14 protein-coding genes are annotated in these 15,772 nt (G+C 67.2%); 3 read left to right on the forward strand and 11 right to left on the reverse strand.

Annotated elements, in window-relative coordinates; genetic code table 11:
- Positions 1 to 11: 11 nt before the first annotated feature.
- The 10 genes from uvrB to rpsA form a co-directional block, all read right to left on the reverse strand.
- On the reverse strand, positions 12 to 2,084 hold the full coding sequence (uvrB, locus tag E0W80_RS03140) for an excinuclease ABC subunit UvrB (protein ID WP_047524034.1): 2,073 nt from the start codon (positions 2,082 to 2,084) through the stop codon (positions 12 to 14).
- Positions 2,085 to 2,162: 78 nt separating this feature from the next.
- The gene (locus E0W80_RS03145) at positions 2,163 to 3,380 is read right to left on the reverse strand and encodes an MFS transporter (RefSeq protein WP_131491255.1); all 1,218 of its coding nucleotides are present in this window, start codon (positions 3,378 to 3,380) and stop codon (positions 2,163 to 2,165) included.
- Positions 3,377 to 3,976 carry a dephospho-CoA kinase gene (gene coaE / locus E0W80_RS03150; protein WP_131491256.1) on the reverse strand — a complete coding sequence of 200 codons (600 nt, stop codon included), beginning with the start codon at positions 3,974 to 3,976 and terminating at the stop codon, positions 3,377 to 3,379. The genes E0W80_RS03145 and coaE overlap by 4 nt, the downstream gene beginning before the upstream one ends.
- A gap of 31 nt (positions 3,977 to 4,007) precedes the next feature.
- A complete protein-coding gene (locus E0W80_RS03155; RefSeq protein ID WP_165875377.1) occupies positions 4,008 to 4,592 on the reverse strand; it encodes a CoA-binding protein in 585 nt (194 codons plus the stop codon).
- Positions 4,589 to 5,893: an O-acetylhomoserine aminocarboxypropyltransferase/cysteine synthase family protein gene (locus E0W80_RS03160; protein WP_131491257.1), complete on the reverse strand. Its 1,305-nt coding sequence runs from the start codon at positions 5,891 to 5,893 to the stop codon at positions 4,589 to 4,591. The genes E0W80_RS03155 and E0W80_RS03160 overlap by 4 nt, the downstream gene beginning before the upstream one ends.
- The gene (gene acs, locus E0W80_RS03165; RefSeq protein ID WP_131491258.1) at positions 5,890 to 7,899 is read right to left on the reverse strand and encodes an acetate--CoA ligase; all 2,010 of its coding nucleotides are present in this window, start codon (positions 7,897 to 7,899) and stop codon (positions 5,890 to 5,892) included. The genes E0W80_RS03160 and acs overlap by 4 nt, the downstream gene beginning before the upstream one ends.
- A complete protein-coding gene (locus tag E0W80_RS03170) occupies positions 7,890 to 8,747 on the reverse strand; it encodes an ABC transporter permease (RefSeq protein WP_194239258.1) in 858 nt (285 codons plus the stop codon). The genes acs and E0W80_RS03170 overlap by 10 nt, the downstream gene beginning before the upstream one ends.
- A complete protein-coding gene (locus E0W80_RS03175) occupies positions 8,744 to 9,784 on the reverse strand; it encodes an aliphatic sulfonate ABC transporter substrate-binding protein (protein WP_131491259.1) in 1,041 nt (346 codons plus the stop codon). The genes E0W80_RS03170 and E0W80_RS03175 overlap by 4 nt, the downstream gene beginning before the upstream one ends.
- A complete protein-coding gene (locus E0W80_RS03180; protein WP_131491260.1) occupies positions 9,781 to 10,629 on the reverse strand; it encodes an ABC transporter ATP-binding protein in 849 nt (282 codons plus the stop codon). Before E0W80_RS03180 ends, E0W80_RS03175 begins: the two co-directional genes overlap by 4 nt.
- 145 nt (positions 10,630 to 10,774) lie before the next feature.
- Positions 10,775 to 12,229, reverse strand: a complete 1,455-nt coding sequence (gene rpsA, locus E0W80_RS03185; protein ID WP_047524042.1) for a 30S ribosomal protein S1 — start codon at positions 12,227 to 12,229, stop codon at positions 10,775 to 10,777.
- Positions 12,230 to 12,519: 290 nt separating this feature from the next.
- Between rpsA and E0W80_RS03190 the strand changes: the two genes are divergently transcribed.
- The 3 genes from E0W80_RS03190 (at position 12,520) to E0W80_RS03200 (ending at position 14,764) form a co-directional block, all read left to right on the forward strand.
- On the forward strand, positions 12,520 to 13,008 hold the full coding sequence (locus E0W80_RS03190) for a hypothetical protein (protein WP_165875372.1): 489 nt from the start codon (positions 12,520 to 12,522) through the stop codon (positions 13,006 to 13,008).
- A gap of 257 nt (positions 13,009 to 13,265) precedes the next feature.
- Positions 13,266 to 13,766 (forward strand): hypothetical protein, encoded by a 501-nt coding sequence (locus E0W80_RS03195; RefSeq protein ID WP_240740445.1) that lies wholly within the window; start codon positions 13,266 to 13,268, stop codon positions 13,764 to 13,766.
- Between the two features lie 59 nt (positions 13,767 to 13,825).
- The gene (locus E0W80_RS03200) at positions 13,826 to 14,764 is read left to right on the forward strand and encodes a 5'-3' exonuclease (RefSeq protein ID WP_131491262.1); all 939 of its coding nucleotides are present in this window, start codon (positions 13,826 to 13,828) and stop codon (positions 14,762 to 14,764) included.
- A 21-nt stretch (positions 14,765 to 14,785) separates the two neighbouring features.
- Here E0W80_RS03200 and E0W80_RS03205 read toward each other — a convergent pair whose 3' ends face one another.
- On the reverse strand, positions 14,786 to 15,772 hold the full coding sequence (locus tag E0W80_RS03205) for a PHP domain-containing protein (RefSeq protein WP_205802293.1): 987 nt from the start codon (positions 15,770 to 15,772) through the stop codon (positions 14,786 to 14,788).

Here is a 15,772-nt window from a genome sequence, read left to right on the forward strand (position 1 = left end):
CCCCGCCTCGCTTACGCGTGTCCCGCGCGCTCCATCGCGCGAAGCTCCTTCTTGAGGTCCTGCACCTCGTCGCGCAGTCGCCCCGCGAGCTCGAACTTCAGCTCGGATGCGGCCGCGAGCATCTGATCCGAGAGATCTTGGATCGTGGCCTCGAGCTGCTGGGCCCCTTCGGCGGCGATGCCGGTCCGGCGAAGGTTCGGCGTCGGCGACTTGCCCTTGCCCGACGCGCGACCACGACCCGACAACATCTCTGCAGTGTCAGCACCTTCGCGTGCCAGCACCTCGGTGATGTCCGCGATGCGCTTGCGAAGCGGCTGTGGGTCGATGCCGTTCTCCTTGTTGTACGCGATCTGCTTCTCGCGACGACGGTCGGTCTCCTCGATGGCCTTCGCCATAGAATCGGTCATCTTGTCGGCGTACATGTGCACCTCACCCGAAACGTTACGAGCGGCACGCCCGATCGTCTGGATCAGTGAGGTTCCCGAACGGAGGAAGCCTTCCTTGTCGGCGTCGAGGATCGCCACGAGCGAGACCTCGGGAAGGTCGAGGCCCTCTCGGAGCAGGTTGATGCCCACGAGCACGTCGTAGACCCCCGACCGCAGCTCGCTGAGCAGTTCCACACGACGCAACGTGTCGACGTCGGAGTGCAGGTAGCGCACCCGCACACCGTGCTCGCCGAGGAAGTCGGTGAGCTCCTCGGCCATCTTCTTCGTCAGGGTGGTCACGAGCACGCGTTCGTCGCGTTCGACGCGGAGGCGGATCTCTTCGAGCAGGTCGTCGATCTGCCCCTTCGAGGGCTTGACGACGATGTGGGGATCCACCAGCCCGGTCGGACGGATGATCTGCTCGACGACGCCGTCAGCGATCCCCATCTCGTACTTGCCGGGGGTGGCCGACAGATACACGGTCTGACCGATCCTGTTCTTGAACTCGTCCCAGCGCAGCGGACGGTTGTCCATCGCGCTCGGGAGTCGGAACCCGTGGTCGACGAGGGTGCGCTTGCGGGAGGCATCTCCCTCGTACATCGCCCCGATCTGCGGCACCGTCACATGCGACTCATCGATCACCATGAGGAAGTCGTCGGGGAAGAAGTCGAGCAGCGTGTGCGGCGGCTCCCCCGGCTCGCGACCGTCCATGTGCCTCGAGTAGTTCTCGATCCCCGAGCAGAACCCCAGCTGCTGAAGCATCTCGAGGTCGAAGGTGGTGCGCATGCGCAGGCGCTGCGCCTCGAGGAGCTTGCCCTGCCGTTCGAACTCCGCCAGACGCTCTTCCAGCTCGGCCTCGATGGTGCCGATCGAACGCTGAATCACATCGGTTCCGGCCACATAGTGCGAGGCGGGGAAGATCGGCACGGAGTCGAGCTTCTCGATGACTTCACCCGTGAGCGGGTGAAGTGAGTACAGCGCTTCGATCTCGTCTCCGAACAGCTCGATCCGGATGGCGTGCTCTTCGTAGACGGGGATGATCTCGATCGTGTCGCCGCGGACACGGAAGTTGCCGCGGGAGAAGTCGACGTCGTTGCGGTTGTACTGCATGGCTATGAACTGCCGGATGAGTGCATCACGGTCGTAGCGCTCTCCCACCTGCAGCGCCACCATCGCCCGGAGATACTCTTCGGGCGCACCGAGACCGTAGATGCACGAGACCGTGGAGACCACGATGACGTCGCGTCGGCTGAGCAGCGAGTTCGTCGTGGAGTGCCGGAGCCGCTCGACTTCGGAGTTGATCGACGAGTCCTTCTCGATGAAAGTATCCGTCTGCGGCACATAGGCCTCGGGCTGGTAGTAGTCGTAGTAGGACACGAAGTACTCGACCGCGTTGTTCGGCATCAGCTCACGGAACTCGTTCGCGAGCTGCGCGGCCAGGGTCTTGTTGTGCGCCAGCACGAGCGTCGGACGCTGCACCTGCTCGACGAGCCACGCGGTAGTCGCCGACTTTCCGGTACCTGTCGCTCCGAGCAGCACGACGTCGGTCTCCCCCGCATTGATACGTGCCGCGAGTTCGGCGATCGCTTGCGGCTGGTCTCCGGCCGGCGCGTACTCGCTGATGACCTCGAAGGGGCGGACGCTGCGCGTGGGTTGCATGACTCCAGCGTATGCCGCCCCTCCGACATCGAGGCCGTGAGCGGCGGACTCGACCTCGAACGGAGAGAGACGCGGGGATCAGGAAGACCGGTGAACGCCCGGAGCGCCACGAAGGACCGAGATGGCGGCGAGAGCCGCGGCCGCGCACATCACGATGACGGCCGCCACGAACCATCCCCAGCTCGCGCCCACGAACACGAGGCCGAGCATCCATCCGAACAGGCTGGATCCGGCGTAGTAGGCGAAGTAGTACAGGGACGACGCCTGGGCCCTGCTGCCGGGGGTGGCCGCGACCGGTGTCCACCCCGAGGCGATGGCATGGGCTCCGAAGAAGCCGCCCGTGAAGAGCACGAGCCCCAACAACACCAACACCGCGACCTGCGCCAGCAGCAGCACGGCGCCCACAGCCATGACGCCGATCGAGGCGAGCAGCACGGGGAAGCGTCCGATCCGCGAAGCGAGCACGCCGGCCCACGGCGAGGACACCGTGCCCGCGAGGTAGGCGAGGAAGAGCATCGTCACCAGCCACGCCGGCAGGTCGAACGGCTCTGCCGCGAGGTGGAAGCCGAGGTAGTTGTAGACCGCGACGAACGCTCCCATCAACAGGAACCCCTGCGCGTACAGCGCCCACTGGCGAGGAGATCGCAACGGCCCACGGAGCTTCTCGAGGATGCCCGGACCCCGATCCGTACGCAGTCGTCCGGGGACGAATCCTCGGGCGCGGGGAGTGAGCCAGAGGAAGAGCACCGCGGCCACCGCGCACATCACGGCGACGGCCAGGACCCCGGCCCGCCATCCGGCCACTTCGCCGACGATCCCCGCGCCGATCCGGCCGAGCAATCCACCCACTGTGGTGCCCGCGATGTAGCTGCCGGCCGCCGCAGCAGCGTAGCCCGCCTCGACCTCCTCGCTGAGATATGCGAGAGCCACTGCGGGGACCGCCCCCAACGCCACTCCCTCCACGAACCGCAGGGCGAGCAGAGCGAAGATCTCGTTGCTCAGCGGCGCCGAGAGACCGACGGCGGTGGCCGTGAGCACACCTGTGGCCATCGCAGGTACGCGACCGATACGGTCCGCCACCATCGACCATGGGACCACGGCCAGCGCCAGGCCGAGGGTGGCAGCCGACACGCTGAGGGCCGCCGTCGCCGGGCTGACCGAGAGGTCGGAGGAGATCTGCGGCAGCACGCCCTGCGCGGAATAGAGTTGCGCGAAGGTCGCGATGCCCGCGAAGAACAGGCCGACGATGAGACGCCGATACTCACGTGAACCACGCGCGTGACCGGAGAAGGTCACTGCGCGCTGATCCGCTCCCAGAGAGCGTCCGTCTGCTCATGAGTCCGCTCGAGGGTATCCGACGTGTCGATCACGACGTCGGCGATGGCGAGTCGCCGATCATCGGACACCTGGGCATCGATGCGGTCCTGCGCCGCACGTTCGTCCAAGCCTCGCAGTTCGACGAGTCGACGGCGTCGAATGGCCGACGGCGCGTGGGCGACCACGATGAGATCCCACGGATCGTCCACTCGGGCCTCGACCAGGAGAGGCACGTCGTACACGACGACGGCGTGCGGATCACCGGCGAAGGCATCGTCGAATCGACGCTGAGACTCCTCGCGCACCGCGGGATGCACGATCGCGTTCAGCTGAGAGAGGAGCTCGGGCTCTCCGAAGACCCTCGAACCGAGGGCGGTGCGATCGAGCGCGCCGTCCTCGCCGATGACCTCGGGGCCGAAGGTCTCCGCGATGCGATCGAGCACCGCTGAGCCCGGAGCCTGCACGTCGCGCACGATCTGATCGGCGTCGACGACGATCGCGCCGTGCTCCGCCAGACGCCGGGCGATGGTCGACTTCCCGGAGGCGATACCGCCGGTGAGCGCGATGAGAGGCATGACGCCAGTCTAGGGTTCGCCCGATTGCGGTTCAGCGTGCGAGCAGCTGCCGCCGTGAGCTGATCACGCCCGTGTCGAAACCTGCGAGGTGGAGCCCGCCGTGGAAGCGTGCGTGCTCGATCTTGATGCACCGATCCATCACGACCGACAATCCTGCCGACTCCGCGATCGCTGCCGCGTCCTCGTTCCAGGAACCCAGTTGCAACCAGAGCGTCCGCGCGCCGATGTCGATCGCCTCCTGCGCGACGCCGGGGAGGTCATCGTGCCGGCGGAACACATCGATGATGTCGGGGACGACGGGCAGATCGCTCAGCGATGCGTAGACGGGCTGCCCGAGGATCTCCTTCTCGCGCGGGTTGACGAGATACACGTCGTACGCTGTGCTGGAGAGCAGATACGTCGCCACGAAGAAGGAGGCGCGCGCAGGGTTGTTCGATGCTCCGACGATCGCGATCGACGTCGCGCGCCGGAGCAGCGAGAAGCGCTCCTGCTGATTCGGTCCCCGCCAGCTCCGCTCCGGATGTGCGGCTGCGGTGCCGGGGAGTGCGCAGGAAACGGCCTCCGTCGTCGACGGCAAGCTGCACGCCTCGCCGCCGGTGGTTTCCGTCGCGGTCATCGGTTCGCTCCCGTCGCGGTCGTGAGTGCCTGGTCGAGGTCCCAGATGATGTCTTCGGGGTCTTCCAGGCCCACGGAGATGCGGATCAGGTCGGGGCGCACACCGGCGGCGACGAGCTGCTCCTCGGTGAGCTGGCGGTGCGTGGTCGACGCGGGATGGATGACCAGCGTGCGGGCGTCACCGATGTTCGCAAGATGAGAGGCGAGCTGCAGGTTCTCGATCACGCTCTCCCCCGCGCGCCGGCCGTCGTCCGCTGCGACGCCGAACGCGAAGACGGAACCCGGTCCGAGAGGCAGGTACTTCGCCGCACGCTCGTGGTGCGGGTGTCCCTCGAGTCCTGCCCAGGTGACGTACGCGACCCGGGGATCGGTGGCGAGCCAGTTCGCGACCACCCGTGCGTTCGCGAGGTGCGCATCGATCCGCTGCGGCAGCGTCTCAATACCCTGCAGCAGATTGAACGCCGCCTGCGGGCTGAGCGCCGGGCCGATGTCGCGGAGCTGTTCGGAGCGGAGCTTGGTGAGGAAGCCGTACTCGCCGAAGTTGTCCCACCACTTGATGCCGCCGTACGACTCGACGGGCTCGGTCATCTGCGGGAACTTGCCGTTTCCCCAGTCGAACGTGCCCTTCTCGATCACGACACCGCCGAGAGTCGTACCGTGACCGCCGAGGAACTTCGTCACGGAGTGGATCACGATGTCTGCGCCGTGTTCCATCGGGCGTGCGAGGTACGGCGTGGCGAGCGTCGCATCCACGACGAGCGGCACCCCGGCCTCGTGCGCGACGGCGGAGAGCCCCTCGATATCGGCGATCTCGCCCGACGGATTGCCGATCATCTCGACGTAGACGACCTTGGTCTCCGGACGGATCGCCGCAGCGAAGTCAGCGGGGTCGGTCGAGGCGATGAACGTGGTCTCGACGCCGAACCTCCGCAGCGTCACGTCCAGTTGCGTCACCGTCCCGCCGTAGAGCTGGGCTGCAGCGACGACGTGGTCGCCGGCACCGACGAGCGCAGCGAAGGTGATGAACTCCGCGCTCATGCCGGACGCGGTCGCCACCGCTCCGATGCCGCCTTCGAGCGAGGCCAGACGCTCCTCGAGTGCCGCGACGGTCGGGTTGCCGATGCGGGAGTAGATGTTGCCGTACTTCTGCAGGGCGAAGAGATTGCCCGCATCCGCGGCGTCATCGAAGACGAAGGACGTCGTCTGATAGATCGGCACCGCCCTCGCGCCGGTCGACGCGTCGGGGGTGCCCCCGGCATGCAGGGCTCGGGTGCGGAATCCGAAACGGTGTTCTTCCGTCATGCTGTCCTCAGTTCGGCGTCGGTGAGCGCGTCGGCGATGTCGTCGACGGCCCAAGGGTTCTGCAGCGAAGTGGTGTCGCCGAGCGGAAGCGGCTCGCGCCCCGCGCGGCGGTCCTGCTCGGCCTCCCACAACTGTGCCAGGAGTCGGCGCATGATCTTGCCCGAACGCGTCTTCGGCAGATCGGGGACGACGACGATGTGCTTCGGCTTGGCGACGGGGCCGATCGCCTGAGCGACCTGGGTGCGCAGATCGGACGGGGTCACGTCTGCACGCCCGGACGGGGTCACGAAGACCGCCACGGCCTGCCCCGTGACCGGGTCGGAGACTCCGGCAGCCCCGGCCTCTCCGACCGTGTCGTGAGCGACGAGCGCCGATTCGATCTCGATCGTGGAAAGCCGATGACCGGAGACGTTCACGACGTCATCGAGACGACCGAGGATCCAGATGTAACCGTCGGCATCCCGCGTCGCGCCATCGCCGGCGACGTAGAAACCGCCGAACTCACCGAGTCCGGCGAACGTGGACCAGTACGCGTCCCGATAGCGCTGCGGATCTCCCCACACGGTGCGGGCCATCCCCGGCCAAGGACGTCGGACGACGAGTGTCCCGGAACGGCCGGGCGGCACCTCGCGTCCGTCCGCATCGACCACCGCGACATCGATCCCCGGAAGCGGCACCGACGCCGACCCCGGTTTGAGGCTCGTGATCCCCGGGAGCGGAGCGATCATCGCGGCACCGGTCTCGGACTGCCACCACGTGTCGATCACCGGCAGTTCGTCGCGACCGAAGTTGCGACGGAACCAGACCCACGCTTCGGGGTTGATCGCCTCGCCGACCGTGCCGAGGAGCCGAAGGGTCGACAGGTCGTGACCGGCGGGAAGCTCGGCACCGAACCACGTCATGAAAGTGCGGATCAGCGTCGGCGCCGTGTAGTAGACGGTCACCCCGTAACGCTCGATGATCTCGAGGTGGCGTTCGCGATGCGGGGTGTCCGGCGTCCCCTCGTAGATGACCTGTGTGAGTCCGTTGGAGAGCGGGCCGTAGATCTCGTAGGTGTGCGCGGTGACCCATGCGAGGTCGGCGGTGCACCAGTGCACATCATCGGGTTTGGCATCGAAATGCGCCCAATGCGCCCAACTCGCCTGGGCGAGGTATCCGCCGGAGGTGTGCACGAGCCCCTTGGGCTTTCCGGTGGTGCCGGAGGTGTAGATGATGAAGAGCGGATGCTCGGCGTCGAACGAGTCCGCCTCATGCACCGGGGAGGCCGAGTCGACGACGTCGTGCCACCACACGTCACGACCGGAGGTCCACGGCACGTCCTGGCCCGTGCGGCGGAGCACGAGAACGTGCTCGAGCTCGGGCAGACCAGCGACGGCGACATCGGCCGTGGACTTGACCTCCGTGGCGACGCCGCGTCGGTACTGACCGTCGCTCGTGACGAGGAGCTTCGCCCCGGTGTCCGAGAGCCGGAACCGCACCGCCTCCGCAGAGAACCCGCCGAAGACGAGAGAGTGCACGGCACCCACCCGCGCGCACGCGAGCGTGATGACGATCGTCTCCACGAGCACGGGGAGGTAGATCACCACGCGGTCACCCGGTCGGATGCCGAGCGCGAGCAAGGCGTTTGCCGCGCGGGCGACACGCTCCTGCAGCTCGGCGTAGGTGACGGCGCAGCGATCGCCCGGTTCGCCTTCGAAGTGCAGTGCGACCTTGTCGCCCCGTCCCGCGTCGACATGCCGATCGACACAGTTGACGGCGACATTGAGACGCCCGCCGACGAACCAGCGCGCGGCGGGGACGGCGTCCCCGACCGGCGGATCCCACTCGTGTGCCGTCTCCCACGGGACAGACCAGTCGAGCCGACGCGCCGCCTCTTCCCAGAACGCGATCGGATCCGCCGCGCCCCGTGCATATGCTTCCTCGGTGACGTTCGCGTCGCCGAACCCGGACGCCGCCGTGTACACCCGCGACTCCTGCAGTCGTGCCTCGGTCACGCTCACACCCATCGGCGGAGCAGGTACTTCTCCAGCAGCGCGAGGATGCCGCTGGTCAGCGTTCCGAGCAGTGCGAGCAGCACGATGGAGAGAAGGATGCGGTCGATGCGCCCCGTGCTCTGCGAGTCGGTCAGCAAGAAGCCGAGGCCCATGGATGAGGCGATCAACTCCGCAGCGACGAGGAACAGCCACGCCTGCGCGAGCGCGAGACGAAGGCCGGACACGACCGAGGGGACGACGGCGGGAAGCTGCACCGTGCGGAACAGAGACCATCCGCGCAGGCTGAACGAGCGTCCGGCTTCGACCAGATGCGGGTCGACGTGCCGCAGAGCCGAGGCCACCGTCGTGTAGACCGGGAAGAACGCGCCGATCGCGATCAGTGTGACTTTCGACTCCTCGCCGATCTGCATCCACAGGATGAGAAGCGGCACCCAGGCGAGCGACGGCACCGCCCGGGCCGCAGCGAGTGTCGGGCTGAGGAGCACATCGCCCCAGCGGGACAGCCCCACGATGCCCGCCGCCGCGAGCCCGATCACCGATCCGATCGCGAACCCGAGGAGGACGCGCTGCACCGAGATCGCGATATGCGTCCAGAGCTGCCCGCTCTCAGCCAGCTCGACGCCCGCCTGATAGACCGAGGCGGGCGTCGGCAGCCGATAGGACTCGACGAGACCGGACGTCGTCGCGAGTTGCCACACGAGGAGGATGACCGCCGGCAGCAGAAGCCCGCCGAGTACCCGCACCGCGGGACGATCCCAGGTGCGGCGACTCGCGCTTGCCGAGCTCGCGAGCTTCCCCGTGGCGAAGTCGAGGGCGTCCTGCGAGTCCGCAGGGACGATCAGCCGATCCGGAATCGTCACTCGCCGCCGACCGCCTTCTTCGCGAACGTGTCGTTCACGATCGATGCCAGCGCCTTGTCGACGGACTCCTTGCCGCCCTGGACGTCGCCGGATTCGACGAGCACGGGAGCGATCTTCTCGAGCACCGCGATCTGGTCATCGCCGGGGATCCCGCTGACGTCGAGGTTCGAACGCTCCTGGATCACCGTCGTCGCGACCTCGGAATCGATACCTGCGACCTCGGCGAGCAGCGCCGCGGTCTCCTCGGGGTGATCGAGCGCCCACTCGCGCGCCTTCTCGTAGGCGTCCACGACGGCCTGCGCGAGGTCGGGGTGGTTGGTGAGGAAGTCCTCGGTGGCGTTGAGGAAGCCGTAGGTGTTGAAGTCCACGTTCCGGTAGATCAGCTTGTCCCCCGACTCGACCTCAGCCGCGGCCATGATCGGGTCGAGTCCGGCCCATGCGTCCACCGAGCCGCCGTCGAGCGCGGCCCTGCCGTCGGCGTGCTGCAGGTTCTGCACTTCGACGTCGGAGAGAGACAGCCCGCCCTCTTCAAGCGCCTGCAGCAGGAAGAAGTACGGGTCCGTGCCCTTCGTGGCCGCGATCGAGGCGCCCTTGAGGTCTTCGATCGAAGCGATGTCACTGTCCGGGCCGACGACGATGGCCGACCATTCCGGCTGCGAGTAGATGTCGATGACCTGGATCGGAGAACCGTTGGCACGCGCGAGCAACGCAGCCGATCCGGCTGTCGAGCCGACATCCACCGACCCCGAACGAAGCAACTCGTTGGCCTTGTTCGAGCCGGCCGACTGCACCCACTCGACGTCCACGTCGTCCCCGAGGATGTCATCGAGAAGGCCCTGGTCGCGGACGACGAGGCTGAGCGGGTTGTATGTCGCGAAGTCGACGGACAGCGTGTCGGACGACCACTCCGTGGACCCCGAGGTGCTCCCGGTGTCGGATGCGGTGGCGTTCTCGCCGGCGACGCAGCCGGTCGCGACGAGCATCATCGTCCCGGCGACCGCGATCGCAGGGATGATTCGGCGGGTGGTGATGCTCATCTGGACTCCTCGGTGATGCGGTGGTGGGTGTCGACGCCGAGGCCTTCGAGAAGCTCGGCGCGCAGGTCGGCGAGTCCGCGATCGGCGCGGTCGCGAGGACGGATGCCCGGCACGAGGATCGTGCGCGAGATGGACGGCTCGTCGACGTCTGCACCGTTCAGCGTTCGCAGCAACAGCACTCGGTCGGCGAGATAGAGGGCCTCTTCGACGTCGTGCGTGACGAGGAGGATGGTGGTGGGCTCGGCCGCATGGATCTTGAGAAGCAGATCGTGCATGCGCAGGCGCGTCAGAGCGTCGAGCGCGCCGAAGGGCTCGTCGAGCAGCAGCACACCAGGGTTCCGGGCGAGAGCGCGGGCGAGCGAGGCACGCTGGGCCATTCCGCCGGAGACTTCGCGCGGACGCTGATCGGCGGCCTGTTCGAGGCCCACCAGGTGCAGCAGCTCCCGCACGCGCTCACGTCCGGCACGACGAGCCGTTCCGCGGGGCAGACCGAGTTCGACGTTCTGGGCGATCGTGCGCCACGGCAGCAACCGGGGCTCCTGGAAGGCGATGGCGGTGCGCTCGTCGACATCGGTGACGCCGACGGCATCGAGGCGGATGTTGCCACGGGTCGGGGTGTCCAGCCCGCCGACGAGGCGCAGGAGCGTCGACTTGCCGCAGCCGGACGGACCGACCACCGCGAGGATCTCGCCGGCGCTGATGTCGAGGTCGATCCCCCGGAGCACGTCGCGTCGCCCGTGCGGCAGCGGGAAGGAGCGCTCAACACCGTCGAGCCGCACGCTCTGCGCCGTCCCGGCCGCAGTCGATGCGTCGGCGAGGCGCGGCGAGGGCAACAGCGTGGTCATACCCTCATGCTGGCCGACGGGCTCCGATGTTACGAATGGGGCCGTAATGTTCCGTCACGCAAGACGTGGAGGGGAACAGCGGGTACGCGAAACGGGCCGCCGCACCCGCCCGAAGGCGGGGCGACGACCCGTTTCAGAGACGTGCTTAAGCGTTGCCGCCCGAGAGCTTCTCGCGCAGAGCTGCGAGAGCCTCGTCGTCCGCCAGGGTGCCGGCGCCGGCAACCTCGGTGGCGAAGGCCTGGCCACCGAAGTCTTCTCCGGCTGCGGCCTCGGCCTCGGCCGCCTTGACGACCTGAGCCTTGTGCGCTTCCCAACGAGCCTGGGCTGCAGCGTACTCCTGCTCCCATGCCTCGCGCTGGGCGTCGAAGCCTTCCTTCCACGCACCGGTCTCGGCGTCGAAGCCCTCCGGGTACTTGTACTCGCCGTTCTCGTCGTACTCGGCGAGCATGCCGTACAGAGCCGGGTCGAACTCGGTGCCGTTGGGGTCGACCGACTCGTTGGCCTGCTTCAGCGACAGCGAGATGCGACGACGCTCGAGGTCGATGTCGATGACCTTGACGAAGACCTCTTCGCCGACGGAGACGACCTGCTCAGCCAGCTCGACGTGCTTGCTGGAGAGCTCGGAGATGTGGACGAGGCCCTCGATGCCGTCTGCGACGCGAACGAACGCACCGAACGGAACGAGCTTCGTGACCTTACCCGGCGTGACCTGACCGATCGCGTGGGTGCGGGCGAAGACCTGCCACGGGTCCTCCTGCGTCGCCTTCAGCGACAGGGAGACGCGCTCGCGGTCGAGGTCGACCTCGAGGATCTCGACGGTGACCTCCTGGCCGACCTCGACGACCTCGGAGGCGTGCTCGATGTGCTTCCAGGACAGCTCGGAGACGTGCACGAGGCCGTCCACGCCACCCAGGTCGACGAACGCACCGAAGTTGACGATCGACGAGACGACACCCTTGCGGACCTGACCCTTGTGCAGGTTGTTCAGGAACGTGGTGCGCGACTCCGACTGCGTCTGCTCGAGCAGCGCGCGGCGGCTCAGGACGACGTTGTTGCGGTTCTTGTCGAGCTCGAGGATCTTCGCCTCGATCTCCTGGCCGAGGTACGGCGTGAGGTCGCGGACGCGACGCAGCTCGATGAGCGAAGCCGGGAGGAAGCCACGGAGGCCGATGTCGACGATGAGTCCACCCTTGACGACCTCGATGACCGTGCCGGTGACGACGCCGTCGTTCTCCTTGATCTTCTCGACGTCTCCCCATGCACGCTCGTACTGAGCACGCTTCTTGGAGAGGATCAAGCGGCCTTCCTTGTCCTCCTTCTGGAGGACGAGTGCCTCGACCAGATCGCCGACAGCGACGACCTCGTTGGGGTCGACGTCGTGCTTGATCGAGAGCTCGCGCGAGGGGATGACACCCTCGGTCTTGTAGCCGACATCGAGGAGGACCTCATCGCGGTCGATCTTGACGATCGTGCCTTCGATGATGTCGCCGTCGTTGAAGAACTTCAGGGTCTTCTCGACCGCGGCCAGGAAGTCCTCAGCAGATCCGATGTCGTTGATGGCGACCTGCTTGGTGGCCGGGGCGGTCGTTGCGGTAGTCATGTAGTGGGTTGTCCTTGTTGAATGGAGACTCGGGCTGAGAGTCAACGACCGCGCACGGCCGACAGCATGCTTCTCAGCAGTTGGATTTTGGTTTTCTCGTCACGAGGGCATGCGCATGCACGCCACGAGTGACGGTTAAGGCTATCAGAAGTTCGCGCACCGCAGGAGTCGGATCCGAACGCCCTCCCTGTGGATAACTCGAACCGACCGAAGCCCATTCCTCCTACGGTGGCGGGGTGACACCGGCTACTCCCCTGACCCCCGCCCTTCCGCCGCGACTTGCGATCCTCGTGGCCGCCGTCGCGCTGCTCGTGGGGTGCGCCCCCGACCCCGGGCCGACCCCGACCCCGACCGCCGCCTTCGCGTCCGAAGAAGAAGCGTTCGCCGCCGCCGAGGCCACCTACCGCGCGTACGCAGATGCGTCTAACTCGACGGACCTCCATGATCCGCAGACTTTTGAATCGGTATATGCCTGGCTCCGCGGTGATGCACTTGCGGCCGCGCGCGAAAACTACAGCCAGTTCTATGCGAGCGGAATGACGCGAACTGGCGACACGTTGTTCGACTCCTTCACGCCGATCAGCTACGAGAATTCGACAGTCACAGCTCGTCTTTGCTTGGACGTTTCGGAGGTCGGTCTAGTGGATGCTGAAGGCATCTCTGTAGTCCCAGACGAACGGGCGCCAAGGCAGGCGCTTGAGGTGCAGTTCACAAACGCCCAAACGTCGTCTTCGCTTGCAATCTCGTCCACGATCGCCACCTCGGAGATCGAATGCTAGGTGCATGGACCAGAGCGATCGGCCTCCTGCTCGCCGCAACCGTCGCGACGGCCGGTCTTCAGAACACGCCGCCTCCCCAGGCCGGAATAGACGAAGTCTGGGCGTCCAACAGGCCCGATGCCCTCGTGATCTCAGCCACCGAAACGGAGAAGTCTCCGGATGGCGCTTCCCCCGGTTCACCAGGCACCCCCGACGCACCGCCGCCGTGTGTTCCCGATCCGGTGCGAACCACGAGTTGTGGGATCTCGGCGGAACGCGTGACGAACGACGACGGCGTGCCGCTCACGATCACCGATGTCGCACAGTTCGCGCCCGCACCCGTGACGACAGTGGGCGAGCCCGGCAACGTGGGCGTCGCAGGGCTGCCGATGAACTTCGTGGCTTCGGCATCGGTGCAGACCCGCAGCGGCACTCTCCTGGGCCGACCGGTCAGCGTGCGGTTCTCCCCCGCTCGTTTCGTCTTCTCCTATGGGGATGGCAGCACAGCGACCACAGCAGGCAGCGGCCAGACGTGGACCGTACTCGGGCAGGCGCCGTTCACTCCGACGCCGACGAGCCATACCTATCGCACCCGCGGAACCTTCCTCACCCACGTCACGGCGTACTACACGGCAGAGGTCGACATCGGTGGAGGCTGGTTCCCGGTGGCCGGCGAACTCGCCATCGAGGGTTCCACGCAGCGGATCCGTATCTATGAGGCCGACACTGCTCTCGTCGCTCGCACCTGTGCCGAACAACCCCGCGCCACGGGGTGTTGAGCGCCAGGACAGTCCGCTCTCCGCACCCTGCGTCGGACCGCCGTGCCAGACTGTCGTTCGTGACCGATCGACTGATGCTGCTCGACACCGCCAGCCTCTATTTCCGTGCGTTCTACGGCGTCCCCGACAAGGTGACGGCACCCGACGGCTCCCCGATCAATGCCGCTCGCGGTCTCCTCGACATCATCGCCAAGCTCGTCACCCTCTACGAGCCCACACACGTGATCGCCTGCTGGGACGACGACTGGCGACCGCAGTGGCGCGTCGACCTCATCCCCACCTACAAGACCCACCGCGTCGTGGAGGTGGTCGCCAGCGGCCCCGATGTCGAAGAGGTCCCCGACCCCCTCGAAGCGCAGATCCCCCTCATCCGCGAGACTCTGGCGGCCATCGGCATTCCCATCATCGGCGTCGCCGAGCACGAGGCCGACGACGTGATCGGCACCCTCGCCACGAAGGCCACGATGCCCGTCGACATCGTGACCGGCGACCGTGACCTGTTCCAGCTGGTGGATGATGCACGTGACGTCCGCGTCATCTACACCGCCCGCGGAATGAGCAACCTCGAGGTCGTGACCGACGCCACCGTCGTCGCGAAGTACGGGGTGCTCCCCTCGCAGTACGCCGATTTTGCGACCATGCGCGGCGATGCTTCGGATGGCCTGCCCGGCGTCGCCGGCGTGGGTGAGAAGACCGCGGCCACCCTGCTGCAGACGCACGCAGACCTGGAGGGCATCCGTGCCGCGGCGAAAGCGGGCGAAGGGATGAGCGCCGGAGTACGGGCGAAGCTGCTCGCCGCGTCCGAGTATCTCGACGTCGCCCCGACGGTGGTCGCGGTCGCGACGTCGCTGCCGATCACGGTCCCCGACGTCCCCCTGCGCGTGCTCGACCCCGCGGAGGCGGATGCCGCAACGGCTCTCGCCGAGAAATGGAACCTCGGCGGCTCGATGACGCGTGCCCTCACTGCCGTGTCGAACGCCGCCCTCGCCGCAGACTGACGGCCGGGGTTCGACGGCGAATCACTCCGCCCAGGCGAGCAGCCGCTCGAGACCCCAGGTCGTGACGATCCGCGCTGACGGGACGCCGGCGCGCTCTGCACGTTCTGCTCCGTGGTCGAGCAGCGAGAGCTGGCCGGGCGCGTGCGCATCCGAATCGATCGAGAACAGGCATCCCTCAGCGAGAGCGATCGCGATCAGATCGTCCGGCGGATCCTGCCGCTCCGGTCGCGAGTTGATCTCGACCGCCACGCCGTTCTCCGCGCAGGCGGCGAAAACGGCCTGGGCATCGAACGTCGACGGAGGGCGCGTTCCTCGGTCGCCCTGCACGAGGCGTCCGGTGCAGTGCCCGAGCACGTTGACCCGAGGGTGCGCGACCGCGGCGATCATGCGTGCGGTCATCGCCCGCGCATCCATGCGCAGTTTGGAATGAACCGACGCCACGACGATGTCCAGCTCGGCGAGCAGACCGTCCTCCTGGTCGAGGCCCCCGTCTTCCAGGATGTCGACCTCGATGCCCGCGAGCAGGGTGAAGCCGTCACCGGATTCCGCGCGGACCAGCGGCATCTGCTCCCGAAGGCGCTCGGCCGACAGCCCCCGAGCGACCCGGAGGCGCGGCGAATGATCGGTGATCGCCTGGTACTCATGTCCGAGCGCCCTGGCAGCGGCAGCCATCACCGAGATCGGTGTGGTCCCGTCCGACCAGTCCGTGTGCGCGTGCAGATCGCCGCGGAGCTTCCCGCGGAGCTCCGACATGCGCTCGGGCTCGACATCACCGCGCAACTCGACGAGGTAGTCGGGGACCTGCCCGGCCTGCGCCTGGCGAATCACCGCGAAGGTGGACTCGCCGATACCTTTGGCTGCACGCAGCCGTGTGGGATCGCGCTGAACGTCGTCGGGCAGATCCCGCAGGGTCGCAGCTGCCTGGCGGAAGGCCTTCGCGCGATACCGCGACGCACGCTCACGCTCCAGCAGGGAGGCGATCTCGAGCAGCGCGTCGACGGGATCCAC

This window comes from Microbacterium sp. PI-1, assembly GCF_004337555.1.
Classification (GTDB): domain Bacteria; phylum Actinomycetota; class Actinomycetes; order Actinomycetales; family Microbacteriaceae; genus Microbacterium; species Microbacterium aurugineum.